The organism is Streptoverticillium reticulum, assembly GCF_047456005.1.
In the GTDB taxonomy this organism is placed as follows: Bacteria; Actinomycetota; Actinomycetes; order Streptomycetales; family Streptomycetaceae; genus Streptomyces; species Streptomyces reticulum.
In genome coordinates this window covers 1,270,729-1,283,416 of record NZ_CP179755.1, presented here as the reverse complement: position 1 = coordinate 1,283,416, position 12,688 = coordinate 1,270,729, and the positions used below count along the sequence as shown (strand labels likewise).

Annotated in this window: 15 protein-coding genes; 5 read left to right on the top strand and 10 right to left on the bottom strand. The window is 69.6% G+C overall.

Going from position 1 to position 12,688, the window contains the following annotated elements; translation table 11 throughout:
- The first annotated feature begins 2 nt into the window (after positions 1-2).
- The 5 genes from ACMATS_RS05835 to ACMATS_RS05815 are packed head-to-tail and all read left to right on the top strand — an operon-like array spanning position 3 to position 5,684.
- Complete coding sequence (locus ACMATS_RS05835) at positions 3-1,397, top strand: hypothetical protein (protein WP_414167127.1); 1,395 nt, start codon at positions 3-5, stop codon at positions 1,395-1,397.
- On the top strand, positions 1,394-1,606 hold the full coding sequence (locus ACMATS_RS05830) for a hypothetical protein (protein WP_414167126.1): 213 nt from the start codon (positions 1,394-1,396) through the stop codon (positions 1,604-1,606). Before ACMATS_RS05835 ends, ACMATS_RS05830 begins: the two co-directional genes overlap by 4 nt.
- Entirely contained in the window at positions 1,599-2,516 is a 918-nt protein-coding gene (locus ACMATS_RS05825; protein ID WP_414167125.1) for a hypothetical protein, read from the top strand. Before ACMATS_RS05830 ends, ACMATS_RS05825 begins: the two co-directional genes overlap by 8 nt.
- Before the next feature lie 13 nt (positions 2,517-2,529).
- On the top strand, positions 2,530-4,947 hold the full coding sequence (locus tag ACMATS_RS05820) for a hypothetical protein (RefSeq protein ID WP_414167124.1): 2,418 nt from the start codon (positions 2,530-2,532) through the stop codon (positions 4,945-4,947).
- A gap of 41 nt (positions 4,948-4,988) precedes the next feature.
- Complete coding sequence (locus tag ACMATS_RS05815) at positions 4,989-5,684, top strand: hypothetical protein (protein ID WP_414167123.1); 696 nt, start codon at positions 4,989-4,991, stop codon at positions 5,682-5,684.
- 371 nt (positions 5,685-6,055) lie between these two features.
- On the opposite strand, the gene ACMATS_RS05810 is transcribed toward ACMATS_RS05815, so the two are convergent.
- The 10 genes from ACMATS_RS05810 to ACMATS_RS05765 all read right to left on the bottom strand — a co-directional run bounded on the left by ACMATS_RS05810 (position 6,056) and on the right by ACMATS_RS05765 (position 12,627).
- Complete coding sequence (locus tag ACMATS_RS05810) at positions 6,056-7,309, bottom strand: IS110 family transposase (protein WP_414167122.1); 1,254 nt, start codon at positions 7,307-7,309, stop codon at positions 6,056-6,058.
- Positions 7,310-7,531: 222 nt separating this feature from the next.
- Entirely contained in the window at positions 7,532-7,885 is a 354-nt protein-coding gene (locus ACMATS_RS05805) for a hypothetical protein (RefSeq protein ID WP_414167121.1), read from the bottom strand.
- A gap of 6 nt (positions 7,886-7,891) precedes the next feature.
- The gene (locus ACMATS_RS05800; protein ID WP_414167120.1) at positions 7,892-8,380 is read right to left on the bottom strand and encodes a helix-turn-helix transcriptional regulator; all 489 of its coding nucleotides are present in this window, start codon (positions 8,378-8,380) and stop codon (positions 7,892-7,894) included.
- Positions 8,381-8,464: 84 nt separating this feature from the next.
- On the bottom strand, positions 8,465-8,635 hold the full coding sequence (locus tag ACMATS_RS05795) for a hypothetical protein (RefSeq protein ID WP_414167119.1): 171 nt from the start codon (positions 8,633-8,635) through the stop codon (positions 8,465-8,467).
- Between the two features lie 101 nt (positions 8,636-8,736).
- Complete coding sequence (locus ACMATS_RS05790; protein WP_414167118.1) at positions 8,737-9,270, bottom strand: hypothetical protein; 534 nt, start codon at positions 9,268-9,270, stop codon at positions 8,737-8,739.
- Positions 9,271-9,358: 88 nt separating this feature from the next.
- Positions 9,359-9,757 (bottom strand): hypothetical protein, encoded by a 399-nt coding sequence (locus tag ACMATS_RS05785; protein WP_414167117.1) that lies wholly within the window; start codon positions 9,755-9,757, stop codon positions 9,359-9,361.
- The gene (locus tag ACMATS_RS05780; protein WP_414167116.1) at positions 9,754-10,089 is read right to left on the bottom strand and encodes a hypothetical protein; all 336 of its coding nucleotides are present in this window, start codon (positions 10,087-10,089) and stop codon (positions 9,754-9,756) included. The genes ACMATS_RS05785 and ACMATS_RS05780 overlap by 4 nt, the downstream gene beginning before the upstream one ends.
- 205 nt (positions 10,090-10,294) lie before the next feature.
- Positions 10,295-11,392, bottom strand: a complete 1,098-nt coding sequence (locus ACMATS_RS05775; RefSeq protein WP_414167115.1) for a hypothetical protein — start codon at positions 11,390-11,392, stop codon at positions 10,295-10,297.
- Complete coding sequence (locus ACMATS_RS05770) at positions 11,379-12,035, bottom strand: plasmid partition protein (protein WP_414167114.1); 657 nt, start codon at positions 12,033-12,035, stop codon at positions 11,379-11,381. Before ACMATS_RS05770 ends, ACMATS_RS05775 begins: the two co-directional genes overlap by 14 nt.
- A gap of 43 nt (positions 12,036-12,078) precedes the next feature.
- Positions 12,079-12,627 carry a helix-turn-helix domain-containing protein gene (locus ACMATS_RS05765; RefSeq protein ID WP_414167113.1) on the bottom strand — a complete coding sequence of 183 codons (549 nt, stop codon included), beginning with the start codon at positions 12,625-12,627 and terminating at the stop codon, positions 12,079-12,081.
- Between the last annotated feature and the right edge of the window lie 61 nt (positions 12,628-12,688).

The following is a 12,688-nucleotide window of genomic DNA, read 5'->3' as shown; positions in this document are numbered from 1 at the left end:
CGATGACCGCCCCACCCGAGCAGGCCGCAGTGATCCCGGATGTTGTGCCGGACGGGTTCCTCGGCTGCGCCCAGGACTACGTGGCGCGCCTGCACTACCGGTGCAACTCCCAGCCGTACACCTCACCCGTCATGGACGCCGGCGTTACCCGCATCCGCTGGTCGCGTTCCCTCAACGAACCCGGCGAATGCGAGGTCGTCGTCGCCAAGTCGTCCCTGTCGCCCGCGTGCTGCGACGCGCTCGGCACCGCGGCCACGGTGCGGCTGGAGCTGAACATTTACCGCGACGGCGAACTCGTCTGGGTCGGCCCGCTGGTGCGCCGCCGCGAAACCCCCACCGAGTTCGTCCTGTACGCCCAGGACGTGCTGTGGTGGCTCAGCAAGATCGCGAACCTGCTGCCGTTCGCCCACAAGCAGATCTGCGGAGAAACCGACACCATCCCCTTCCGCCCAAGCCGTTGCCAGATCGAGGACATCGCCGCGAACGTCCTGCGCGCCGCCCTGTTCGACCCCGAACCCTGCTGCAACTGCGACCCACCGAAGTGGATGCCCGACTGGAAGTGCACCGACCCCTGCCCCTGCGACTGGCCCTGCCTCCACCCGTTCCTGTACGCCGAGCGCAACGAGGACTACCCCGAGCGCCCCAAGTGGCCCGTCATCCAGTTCTCCATGGGCGGCGAATGGCAGAACTACACCGCGTACGTTGACGAGATCTGGCGCGAGCTCGCCGCGTACGGCATGCACTGGACCGCCATCGGCCGCCGCATCATCATCATGAAGCCGCGCACCGACAACGACCGGCACTACCAGCCCCGCGCGCTGATCACCGACGACGACATCCAAGGCGACCTGGAGATCAACGAGGACGCCTCCAACGCCGCGACCCACGCCCACGCCTGGTCCTGGGCGAAGATCCGCTGCGACACCCGGCAGGAACACCCCGACGGAATCAAGGGCGTCTGCTGCTACACCGCGAAGATCGCCCCCTGCTGCCAACCGGACGGCACCCCGGCCGGCTGCCAACCGTACGGACGCGTCGACGTCATCGTCCGCGTCGAGAACGAACTCGCCGGCCACCAGGAACTGCGCACCGCGGCCCTCATGGCACTCGGCGGACGCTACCCCGCCCCCCTGACCATCACCTTCCCCGAAGGCACCCGGCTACGCCCGGAGTTCCGCGTCGCGATCAACAAGCTCATCCCCGGTGAACGCTACGACGTCAACCTCAACCGGCACTGCGCCCCGATCCGCCAGGGCTTCCGGCTGACCGAGGTCACCGTCGAATGGGACGGCCAGCACGAATCCGTCGGCATTGCCCTCGCCCCCCTGCACCGCAGCGCCCTCGTGACCGCCGCGACCACGCCGTCCCCCTGCACCGATTGCGGAGAAGCCCCATGAGTACCCCCATCGGCCACCGCCAGGCCCAGCGCCCCGACCAGGTCCCCCGCCGCGTCATGGCCGAGATCGGCAAACGCCTCGGCCGCGCCTCCACCGGCATCGACGTCTGGTGGGTCGAAGACGGAGACACCGTGACGGAAATCCGCTACACCCCAGACGGTGAGCAGCGGACCGTCCACAACCTGCGCGAGCTGATGTCCGATGGCTAGGTGCGGCTGCTCCGGCGGCACGGAGATCGTCTTCGACTGCCGGCCCCCGATCCAGTGCACCGGCGCCGGTACATTCACGAGGCCGAAGAAGATCGAGCTCACCGCGGGCGGGAACCTGTGCCAGCTCGTTGCGGACTGCGTGTGCAACAGCCTCGGCAACGGCATGCAGTGCACCGCGGGGAAGCTCGCTCTCAAGCTCGACCCCGCCAGCGGCGGCCGGGCGAGCGTCGGAGCGAACGGCCTGCTCATCAACGACCAGGTCACCAAGACCACCGCGTTCTGCGGCGTCGTCACCAGCTGCATGACCGACGCCCTCGGCCCCAGCCTCCAGGTCACCGGCGGCAAGTTCGGCATCAAACTCGACCCGGCCACCACCAACCGCGCCACCCTGACGAACAACGGTCTCCTGGTCGACGAACGCCCCCACGCCGTCGCTGCGCAATCCACCACCCAGCTCCTCACCAACCCGCCGGCCGCAGACGACGGCACGAAAGCACCCGCCCTGCCGCTCACCTCCACCATGCTCACCAAGGGGTGGACGCTCACCAACAACGTCCTGACCTGCCAAGTCGAGGGCACCTACGAGGTCACCGCCGAATTCCGGTGGCGCACCCCGGGCGGCGCGGACGCCGCGGCCGGCACGGTCACGAGCCTGGTCGCCTGCGGGCTGCGCGTCGGCGTCGGCGGCAAGAACCCGCCCGGCATCGCCTACGGCAACAGCTACACCGCCATCTCCGGTGACCCGGCGAAGGAGAAGGTGCCGTTCCGCACCAGCATCATGCGCGCCCACTTGTGCGAGGCGGGCGACAAGGTCGAACCGTTCGTCTACGAGCAGCTGTTGACCGGTGCCACGCACTGCACGCTCGACTACGCCCAGGTCACCGTACGAGCCGTCACCTACAAGATCTGAAAGAGGAGTGACGATGGTCTGCTGTCGAGGCCGCAACGGCGGTGGCGGCTGCACATGCAAGCTCACCGGCAAGGACGGCATCGTCCCGGTGGACAAGGGCGGGGGCACATGGGAGATCGGCGTGGACTGCGCCGGCTTCCCGTGCTCCGGCGGTGGCGGGGGCGTGTCGCAGGTCAAGGGCGAGGACGGGATCAGCGCGGTCACGGACAAGGGCGTCGTGACCGTCAAGCTCGACTGTACGAAGCCGCTGCCGGACTCGTGCAAGCAGCAGCTCAAGGGCGACCCAGGCGGCCCCGGAGCACCGGGGAAGGACGGCACGAACGGCAAGGACGGCGCGCCTGGTCGCCCAGGCGACCCCGGGCAGCCCGGTGATCCTGGCGCGCCGGGGAAGTCGGCGTATCAGGTCGCGGTGGACGAGGGGTTCAAGGGCACCGAGCAGGAGTGGCTGGCCTCGCTCAAGGGCACCCAGGGGCCGCCCGGAGAACAAGGTCCGCCCGGAGACCCGACGAAGCTCACCTGCGCCGAGCTCCAGCCCGTTCTCCAGCCATGCCTTGACGTCGGGTCGATGGAGTGGACGGCCGGGGGCAAGCTGACGGCGAAGACCGGCACGGCGGTCACGATCAAGGGCAAGGACGGCTCCGGGGTCACCGCGGCCGAGACGACGCCCGGCTCCGGGATCTGGGAAGTGGGGGTGGACTGCACCGAGTTCCCGTGCACCGGCGGCGGATCGGGGATTCAGAGCGTCCAGGGCGAGGACGGCATCACAGCCGACACCAAGGACGGCCACGTCACGGTCAAACTCGACTGCTCCAAGCCGTTGCCCGACGCGTGCAAGGCGCAGCTGAAGGGCGATCCCGGGACACCGGGGAAGGACGGGGACCCGGGCCGTCCGGGCGACCCCGGGGTACCGGGGAAGTCGGCGTATCAGATCGCGATCGACAAGGGCGAGTGGACGCCGGACCCGCAGGACCCGGACGACGAGAAGAAGTGGGTCGCATCGCTCAAGGGCAAGCAAGGCGACCCAGGAACACCCGGAGCGCCGGGCAAGGACGGTGACCCCGGCGCTCCGGGCAAGGACGGTGCGGCGGGGAAGTCGGCGTTCGAGCAGTGGAAGGAGGAGACCGGGAAACCGGATGCGACGTGGGAGGAGTTCCAGAAGGACATCACCGGGGCGCCCGGACCGAAGGGCACGGACGGCAAGGACGGAGACCCTGGGACACCGGGCAAGGACGGCGCCCCCGGCACGAGCGCGTATCAGGAGTGGCTGGACGCCGGGAACACGGGCAGCGAAGAGGACTTCCTGAAGTCGCTGGTCGGCCCGCAGGGCAAGCCCGGCGATCCCGGGACACCCGGCAAGGACGGCGACAATGGCAAGCCCGGTGACCCGGGGCCGGCGGGCAAGAGCGCCTACCAGCAGTGGCTGGACGCGGGAAACACCGGCTCGGCCGACGACTTCCTCGCCTCGCTCAAGGGCGCGAAAGGCGAACAGGGGCCGCCGGGCGACCCGACGAAGCTCACCTGTCCGGACATGCGCACCGTCCTCCAGCCGTGCCTGGACGACAAGACCATGGAGTGGCCGCAGGGCGGGAAGCTGACCGCGAAAGGTGGCGCCGCGCTGGACTGTGCCACGCTCGCGCCGAAGCTCAAGGACCCCGCGTGCTTGCCGCTGGACGCGGCGACGATGGAGTGGGTGGACGGGACGCTGGCGGCCAAGACCGCATCCCGCGAGGACTGCGCCGCATTCGGTACCCGGTGCTTCCCCGTGGGCGATGACCCGACGAAGCGGCAGCAGTTCACCATCGAGGCCGGGAAGATCTACATCTCGGAGAAGTGGGTCGAATACCAGCTCGCGGACCTCCAGAACGCGGTCGCGCAAAGGATCTACGGCCGCTTCGTGCTGCCGAAGGCCGACGACGTGCTGCCCGAGGCCGAGGCCGAGATCCCGGCAAAGGTCAACTTCAAGCTGAACAACCCGATCTCCCAGTACGGATGGAAGTGGGCGGCCGAGGGCAACGACGGACACTTCGAGTGCACCTCGAAGGGCCTGTGGACGGCGATCATGGATATCCAGTGGCAGACCGGCAACCAGGACGACGGCGACTTCGACTACAAGGCATACACGAGCCTGGTGTACGCGGGCATCACCCTCGGGGCGGGCGGTGAGATCGGCCCGAGGAACCTCTACAACGGCACCCTGACCCGGGGAATCGCGGGCAAGGGCAAGCGCCTCGTGTACGGCACGACGGTGAAGACGACGCAGCCGTGCGAGGTCGGGGACACGATCGTGCCGAGCATCTGGGAGACGGCCATCGAGGGGACGCCGACGAGCTACTTCAAGTACTGCGAGCTGACGCTCCTGCGGGCGGGCAACGCCCACGCCACCGACCCGATCTCGCAGGGCACCGGAAACCGACGCGGCACGGCCGCCTGACGGCCGCAGAAGGTGCTCCAGGACCGGTAGGGTCGCGGGCCATGGGACGGCAGAAGAAGAACAAGCCCAAGCCGAACATGGCGTCGTCCGGGCGGCATTGGGCCGACGAAATGCCGGATGCGCACGCGGAACCATCGCTGTGGATCGAGTCCGTACGGCGTGATCCCGGCGCCCTGCACGAGGACGAACCATCGTGTCTGCTGACGTGGGGCGAACTCCAGTGGTACGCCCCCGTCGAAGCCGTACGGCAGACCGCCACGGACCTGATGACGTCCGCGTCCTACGCCGAGCTGATCGCCGTGCTGATGCGCCTTGGGCTCGACGGCGCCGCCATCTCTGCGATGGTCTCCGACGCGATGACGCAGGCCCTCGGCGACCGCACGCCCTACCAGGGCATGTTCGGCACCGAGCACACCATCAGCGTCATGCCCGGAGGCAGCAGCGCGCGAAAGGCCGGGGTGGTGATGCTGCGCCGAGGTGGCACTGGCGGCGCGGTGACCCCGGCCGGCGCGCGGGAGATGGCCGGGCACTGGATGGCCGTGGCGACGGGCACGGAGTACGACGAGATCGCGGCGGCGGCTCTCGACGACATCCTCGGCGTGGCGGGAGAGGAGGCGTCGGGGGTGTTCGCGTACATGCGGGCCCTGCGCGACGTCGAGGGAGCGGAGCTGGAGGAGTTCCGGCGGCGGGAAGGCGTCCGGGCTCGGGGAGAGTGGGCGAGCCCGACGTCGGGGTGACGACGGCCACGGGGCCCCTGGCCTCGTCTTCTTAGCGGAGTGTTGCCGCACGTGCGTTCGCGGCCTCGCACATACGGTGGCGGTATGGATGCTGTCGCGCTCGCGATCTCTTGCCTGTCCCTTGGGGTGTCCCTCGGCTTGGTGGCGATGACGATAGTGAACGCGATCCGCACCGCCGTTCCCGGAGGTCGGCCACGATGGCAGCAGCGGGCGGAGGAGGGGTCTGCAACGGTGCGGGACCTGCCCCGCTGACAAGGGCCGCGCTGCTGAGACCGCGCGTGGGCGGGCAGAAGGAAGGCCGGGCACCGTTCCCGCATAAGGGCTCTGAACTGGCCCGGGGTGAATTCCTAGGTGTGCTCCCGGCCGTCCGTCTACCCGCCCACGCTGTCTTCGCCGCCGTGTCCGTGGGGGTATGCCTTCTGCTCCTGGTAGTGCTCGCCGGTCCGGAGACAGTAGTGCAGGGTGGACAGCAGGCGGCCGAAGAGGTTGCGCAGCGCGGCACGGTACAGGTCACCGGCATTGCGACGCCGGTCGTAGTGGGCTCGGCAGCCGGGGGAGCGGGTCAGTGTGGTGAACGCCCAGACGTAGCCGACGGCCTTCAAATTCTGGTTGGCGATCCGCCGGTAGGTGACGGAGCTGCTGGAGCCGCTGGCCCACGTCAGCGGGGCGGCACCCGCGTACGCCCGAAGCCCCTTGGCGGTGGCGAAGCGGTCCGGGTCGTCGCCGATCTCGCCCAGGAGCCGCGCGCCGATCACCGGCCCGCACCCGGGGAAACTCCGGTAGATCCCGGCATGGGGGTGGGCGAGGAACGCCGCCGAGGTCTGCTCGGTGAGGGCATCGGCGGACCGGCACGCCTGATCGAGGAGAGCGAGCGCCGCCAGCGTCTGCTGCCCCATCGCCTCCTCGACCCGGGCCGGCTGGCGGAGCCGGTTCTCCCGGAAGATGACGCGCAGCCGCTCGGCGTGGTCGTCGACCAGCCGGAAGCGGCCCGCGGCTTCGAGAGCATCGGCGATCTTCCGTTTGCTCAGCGCCGCCGCCTGCTCGGGCGTCGGCGCGAGCGCGAGAACCGCACGCGCCTCCGCGCGCAGCAGCCCGTGCGGCAGCCCCGACCACGCCTCCAGCGCGGCGGGGAAGTACTCGCGCAGGTGGCTCCGCATCTGATTGCGGTGGTAGTCCCGGGTGCGCACGGCCCGCAGCTGCGCCCGCGCGAGGACCGTGACCGCCGCCGCCCCGTCGGAGTTCGTGAACAACCCCCGGTGCAGCGCCCCGTCGGTCCGCAGAATGTTCGCGAGGAGCGCGGCGTCCGTCCGGTCGGACTTCTTCCTCGTCGGGTTCAGGCGGCCCCGGTAGCGGGCGACCACCGACGGGGTGATGGCCACGACCTCCTGGCCGGACGCCCGCAGCGCGCCTACGAGGAGCCCGCGGTTCGTCTCGATCGCTATCGGGACCTGCTTGCGGCTGTGCCGGTGGCTCCGGTTGAGACCGCGGAGGAGTTGAAGAAGCTCCTTGACCCCCTGTGGGCTCTCCTCGATCCGCGCGGTGGCGACGACCTCGCCCGTGCGGTCCACGACGGCGACGTCGTTGAGACCTTCCGACCAGTCGATGCCGCAAAAGTACCTGGCCACCTGGTCCCCTCCGGAGTGCTCCACATGCTGGCCGGAAGGCGGCAGCCTGCCCTGGGCGGCGTTGGCACAGGGCGCTGCGGGCTCGTTTCCGCACCGTGAGCGGCGACTTGATCACCGTCGTCCAAGTGAACCATATGCAGATCAGTGTCTCGGAGCGGTGCATAACGGGTGGAGAGCGGACGAGGTGGTTGCCACCCCGGCATCCTTGTCGATCAACGCGCCCTATTTATCAGGTTGTTGAGGAGTTGGGTGATCGCAGTCAGACCTGATGTGGCCGAGCCAGTGGTTCCGAGCGAGCCGCCCGAGCGTCGCGTAGATCCTCTGCTCGGCCTGTGGGTCGCCCGGGTCACGACGGGCCGCCGTGATCACTTCGGTGACCTTGGTGATGTCGGAGACGACCGAGGTCATCACGGCGGCGGCGGTGTGCAGTGCGATCACGAGGGGTTCGGATTCGCTGGTGGGCTCGTCCCAGATGACCAGCTCGGTGTCCTCCAACGCGGTGGCGGTGAGCCGCAGCAGGGCGCAGACGGTATCGCGGGGGGCCTGGCGGATGCCGGCCGCGGGTTCGGTGCTCATGGCCTCTTATCGTTGCCGCTTCCCTGTGCGATCTTGTGGCTCCTCGGTGATCGTGTTGGCGAGGGTCAAGAGGGTGGGTCGTCCGCAGCCCGCGCCGGGACCGGTGACGCGTTCGGCGGTGATGAGCCCGGCCTTACGGAGCCGGTCGACGGCCTTTTGGATGGTGGTCTGCGGGATGCCGCTCGCGGTGACGATGTCGGCGGCGATGGAGGGGCCGTGCTCGCGCAGGTGGGCGAGGACCGCTTCTCGTGCCCGGCTCCGCGCAGCGGCCGGCTGGCGGGCAATGGGGACGAACGCCACCTTGGCCGGGCACTGGTCGGCGATGACGCCGGGGCAACGGGCGCACACGGCGGCGGCCTCGTTGACCTGGGCGTGGTCGGCGCGCACCCCGTCTTCGGCGGTGAAGGGCCCGGGGTCAAGGACGCACGCTGCGGTGGCGACTTCGGTGCCGGGGATGTCGGGGGCGACCTCGAGCTCGGGGATGATCGTTCTCAACTCTGGTGACTCCCTTGAGACGTAGGGGCGCGCGAGTGCGCGGCAGCCCGCCACGTACGGGGGTGGTGGCGGGCCGTGGGGGTGTCAGGGCTGCTGGGTGTCTTCGGCTGTGAGGAGCATGGTGGTGCAGGACGGGCAGTACATCACCGACCGCGAGCACTGGTCGTGTCGGACGAGGGCTGGCGTCCAGCTGGAGGCGATGGCCGATTCCCCGATCATGGTGAGCTGTTCGACGGCGTCGTAGTGCACCACCATGGCCGAGCTACAGGCGCCAGCCTGCTCCGGGTGTCCGGGCGGACCGCCACAGGCCAAGCGCACGGTGTAGGTCGTCGACGGGTTCGGCCCCAGCCTCCTCGTCACAGGTCCGCCCCCATCCTCTTGAGCATGCGCACCGCGTCCTCGTACGCCTGCCGGGCCTGCTGCAACGCCCGTTTGGTGGCCTTCAAGGACTCCTTCACCGTGGCGTCGTCCACAATGGCGCGGGCCTGGCCGATCAGGGAGAGCGCTCCGCCGGCGGCCCCCAAGGCGTGTACCACGCACCGGGTAAAAGGGGACGCTCCGGCGAACGCCTCGACCTCGGAACGCAGTCGAATGGTGCGGACGGTGACCAGTCCCATCCACTGGGTGCCAAGAACCATGGTGCCGTCCGGCTGGGGCTCGCAGACGGCTTCGCCGTAGCTTCTCAGGAAGTCGTCCATGTTCTCGGGCTGGACGTGGAGCAGCAAGGCGCGGTCGATGCTGGCGGCGAGGTAGCCGAGCAGGCGGGGCAGGTCCTTGTCGGTCGGTTCGGCGCCGGGCTGGAAGACGATGTCGGAGCCGAGGGCTCGGATCGCGTCGATGACCTGGCCGGTGGTGTTGCCGGTGAAGTGGCGGCCGGAGGGGACCTTCACGGGTTGGTGTCCTTCGAGTTGGCGCGACGGATGGTGATGCTGGGGGCAAGCACGGTGAGGGCGTGCAGGACGGGCTGCGGGCGGGCGTTCATGCCGCATCCGGGGGGTCGGTGTGGATGAGGATTCCGGAGACGGACCAAGCGGAGTTCGCGTGGAGTGCGGCCTTCTCCAGGTGCTCGACAGCGGCCGTGAGTTGCTGGTCGTAGTCAGCGACGACGCTGGCCGGGTTGGCGTCCGGCCGCGACTGGACGACGGCGAGGGTGCGGATGTCGTGGAGGGCAGTAAGGCGGCCGGCCAGCTGACCGAGGGCTTGGGGCAGGCGGGTGAGCAGCTGCACCAGGCCGCCGGTCGCGTCGTAGATGTCGCCGGGGTTCGGCAGGTGATCGGCGGGGGTGTCGAGGGTGCAGCGGTTGAACGCGGCGATGTGCTCGGCGGCTTCGGTCAGGAGGTCCTTGGCCGCGGCGGCGGGCTCGGGCTGGCTGGTCACTGATCAGCTTCCTCGTCCTGGCCCGGGCGGGCGGTGGAGCCGGGCGGAACGATGCGGAGCTCGGCGCTGGCCGCGAGCGCATCCAGGGTGGTGCCGGAGCGGTGCTCGGGTTCGCGGACGAGGGCGTAGCCGCGCTTGAGGGGCTTGCCGAGCTTCGACAGCGGCCCGGCGTGCAGGGAGGTGATCTCGATCATGCGGGGCCGTTTGCCGGTCGCCGCGTCGACGATGACGGCCTTGTTCGCGCCCGGGGCGTATTCGGTGACGCGGATCTGGCGCCCGTTGTCGCGCGGGTCGAGGGACTGGTAGACCTGCTGGGCCTCGATGCGGTGCATCTGGTGTTTCCCGTTCTCTTTGCGTGTTCGGTGGCTGTTCGCCCGGTTTGCTGCGCATAGTTGGAGGGCGGGTTCCTGTTCCCGCGACGGTGATGGGGAAGTCGGCGCACCCCTGTTCCCGGGCCATAATCGGCCCGGGAACAGGGGTGTTGTCACATCTTGCTGCGAACTAGCTGCCGACAGTGAGCGATTGGGGCAAGGGATTTCACGGCTTGCCCCCAGGGACCTTGGCGGTTTGGTCGAGCTGACGGCCGCCCTGCCTGATGCGGTTCACTGCGGTGATGGCCCGGCCGTGGTCGAGCGGCGCGTGCCGGGCATCCAGCAGCCGTACCAGGCGCAGGTGGGCGTTCTCCACGAGGTCGGCGATGCCGTCGAGCTCGAAGCCGACGCGCTCGGCGGTGGTGTACTCGGCAGCGTCGACCACCGCGTTGCCGTCGGGGGTGATGACGGTGACCGGACGCTGCGAGCCCTGGGGCCCGGCCGGGCTCCCCGAGTTCGGGGAGCCCGTAGCCGTGGTCTGTGTCCCGGGCAGGGCGGTTTGAGGGCCTGGTTGAGCCGAACCCGCCAAATTTGGCGGATTCGAAAGGGCCGGTTCCGTTTCTCTGAACAGTGAGGCAGGTGCGGGTGCCGGCCGCGGCTTGGGCACAGCCGGGATCGCTGCCGGGGTGGAGACCTCGTGCATGCGCTGGAGGACGACGGCAGGCTTCCCGGCCCCGAGCGCGGCGTCGACGCGGACGGTGATGGCCTGGGCAGTGACACGTACCCCGTCGTTGTGGAAGAGGCTGCGCAGCCGCGCGTATGCCTGGGCGGCGGCCACGTCGGTGGTGGCCACCGCGAGGGGCTTGATGGCGCGGATGTGGGAAGCAGGGGCGGGGCGGCCGAAGTGGGCGTGGACGGCGCGGGACAGCTTCCACTCGCCCATCTGGCGGCGGGCCTCGGTCTCCGACATGCCGTCCCACTCCTCTTCCAGGTACTCCTCCCACGTCCGGGTGCCGGTCGCGCCTCGGTAGAGCTTGCGGCGGTGGCAGGACTCCAGGGCCATGCCCTTCATCCACTCGGCGGCGAGTGCGTTGTCGCGGGCGGCGTGGATGCCGCGCAGGTCGCGCTGTTCCAGCTGCGAGAGGGGGCCGGTGGCCTGGATGTCCTGGGGCGTGGGGATGAGGTCTTCGGTGAACGCCTGGGGCTTGATGGGGCGCCCGTCGGAGTCGGTGTTGGTGACGGCGGGGGCGGCTGAAACCGGGGGCTGGGGAGGGTGGTTGGCGGCTGCGGCGCCGATGGCCGCGGCGAGGTCACGCTTCGGCATCGTGGACCAGCCCTCGCGTCTGGAGCTCGGTGACGAGCTCGCCGAACTTCGTCTTCGCGGCGCCTTCGACGGCGAAGTACGTGGCCTGCTTGAGGGAGTCGGTGTTGGGGATGGTGACGGTGAGGACGTTCCATCCGAGTTTGGTCATGTTGGCGCGGTAGGTCTTGGTGGATTTCACGTTGGGGCGGGTGCGGTTGAACAGCACGACGTGGGGCGGTGCCTGGCCGTCGGGGCGGTCGAGGGCGCTGCGGGCAATGACGCGCTTGAGGGGGGTGGACTTATCCGGCACGGTGATGCGCTGGAAGTCGGAAGCGCTGGGTTCCATGTGGACGACGACGAGGTCGGCGACGAGGAGAACGCTGTCGACGATCTCGGGGAAGTCCTCCGCCTGGCCCACGTCGACGATCTCGACAGCGGGGTGCGGCAGCGGCTCGTACTGCTCGTGAAAACGGGACGAGCCACGGTCTTCTGCGACGGGCATGGGGAAGCCGCCCGCGAACCGGTTCCACTGGCCAAGATGCTTCGACTGGTCGGCGTCGTGGAGTTTGACGGGGTAGCCGACTTCATGGAAGGCGTGGCCCATGAAGCCTGTGTCGGTCGTCTTCCCCGAGGCTCCGCGAGCAGAGACGTTGGCGATCAGCATGCGGGGTGTTCCTGTCCTTCTGATTCGGTCGTGGTGTGCTGGGTCATGCGGCTTGGTCCTGGCGGCGGCCGGCCGCGACGGCCCGGGCGGCCTGTTGTCCGGCCCGGCCCTGGGGGCGAAGGCGGACACCGGCCTGGGTGAGCACGTTGTAGATCCGCCCGTAGCTCGCGCCGCATGCGGCGGCGACGCCGCGGACGCTGTATCCGGAGTGGTAGAGCCCGACGGCCTTCACGGTGAGCTCGGGTGCTCTCTTGAAAGCTGGGATGCCGCCGACGGGCCGCATGCGTGTCCCGGCCTGTTTCAGGCGGGTGCGGATCAGGGAGAGCGAGCAGCGGTACTCGGCGGCGAGCTCGGCGGGGGATGCTCCGGCCTCGTAGCGGTCCTTGAGCCCGGTGATGTCCGCGAGCGTGCCCAGGGGCCGGGACGGGACGGGGGCTCCGGCGAGTTTCAGGTCGGCGTGAACGCTCACGTAGGGCAGACCGGTCTCTTCGGCGAGCTGGTGAATGGGCGTGCCTGCCTCGAAGCGGGGGCGTAGTTCTTGCCCTTTGCGCAGGCGCTCGGCGCCTGGCCGGGTGTCGGCGGGACGTGGCATGAAAGGGGGGCTCCTTCCCCGTGGTGCGGGGGTGGTCTAGTGATGAGACACCGCAGGTCAG

Coding starts and splice junctions, on each gene's coding strand:
- ACMATS_RS05835 (WP_414167127.1), top strand. CDS start 3: ATGACCGCCCCACCCGAGCAGGCCGCAGTGATCCCGGATGTTGTGCCG.
- ACMATS_RS05830 (WP_414167126.1), top strand. CDS start 1,394: ATGAGTACCCCCATCGGCCACCGCCAGGCCCAGCGCCCCGACCAGGTC.
- ACMATS_RS05825 (WP_414167125.1), top strand. CDS start 1,599: ATGGCTAGGTGCGGCTGCTCCGGCGGCACGGAGATCGTCTTCGACTGC.
- ACMATS_RS05820 (WP_414167124.1), top strand. CDS start 2,530: ATGGTCTGCTGTCGAGGCCGCAACGGCGGTGGCGGCTGCACATGCAAG.
- ACMATS_RS05815 (WP_414167123.1), top strand. CDS start 4,989: ATGGGACGGCAGAAGAAGAACAAGCCCAAGCCGAACATGGCGTCGTCC.
- ACMATS_RS05805 (WP_414167121.1), bottom strand. CDS start 7,885: ATGAGCACCGAACCCGCGGCCGGCATCCGCCAGGCCCCCCGCGATACC.
- ACMATS_RS05795 (WP_414167119.1), bottom strand. CDS start 8,635: ATGGTGGTGCACTACGACGCCGTCGAACAGCTCACCATGATCGGGGAA.
- ACMATS_RS05780 (WP_414167116.1), bottom strand. CDS start 10,089: ATGCACCGCATCGAGGCCCAGCAGGTCTACCAGTCCCTCGACCCGCGC.
- ACMATS_RS05775 (WP_414167115.1), bottom strand. CDS start 11,392: ATGCCGAAGCGTGACCTCGCCGCGGCCATCGGCGCCGCAGCCGCCAAC.
- ACMATS_RS05770 (WP_414167114.1), bottom strand. CDS start 12,035: ATGCTGATCGCCAACGTCTCTGCTCGCGGAGCCTCGGGGAAGACGACC.
- ACMATS_RS05765 (WP_414167113.1), bottom strand. CDS start 12,627: ATGCCACGTCCCGCCGACACCCGGCCAGGCGCCGAGCGCCTGCGCAAA.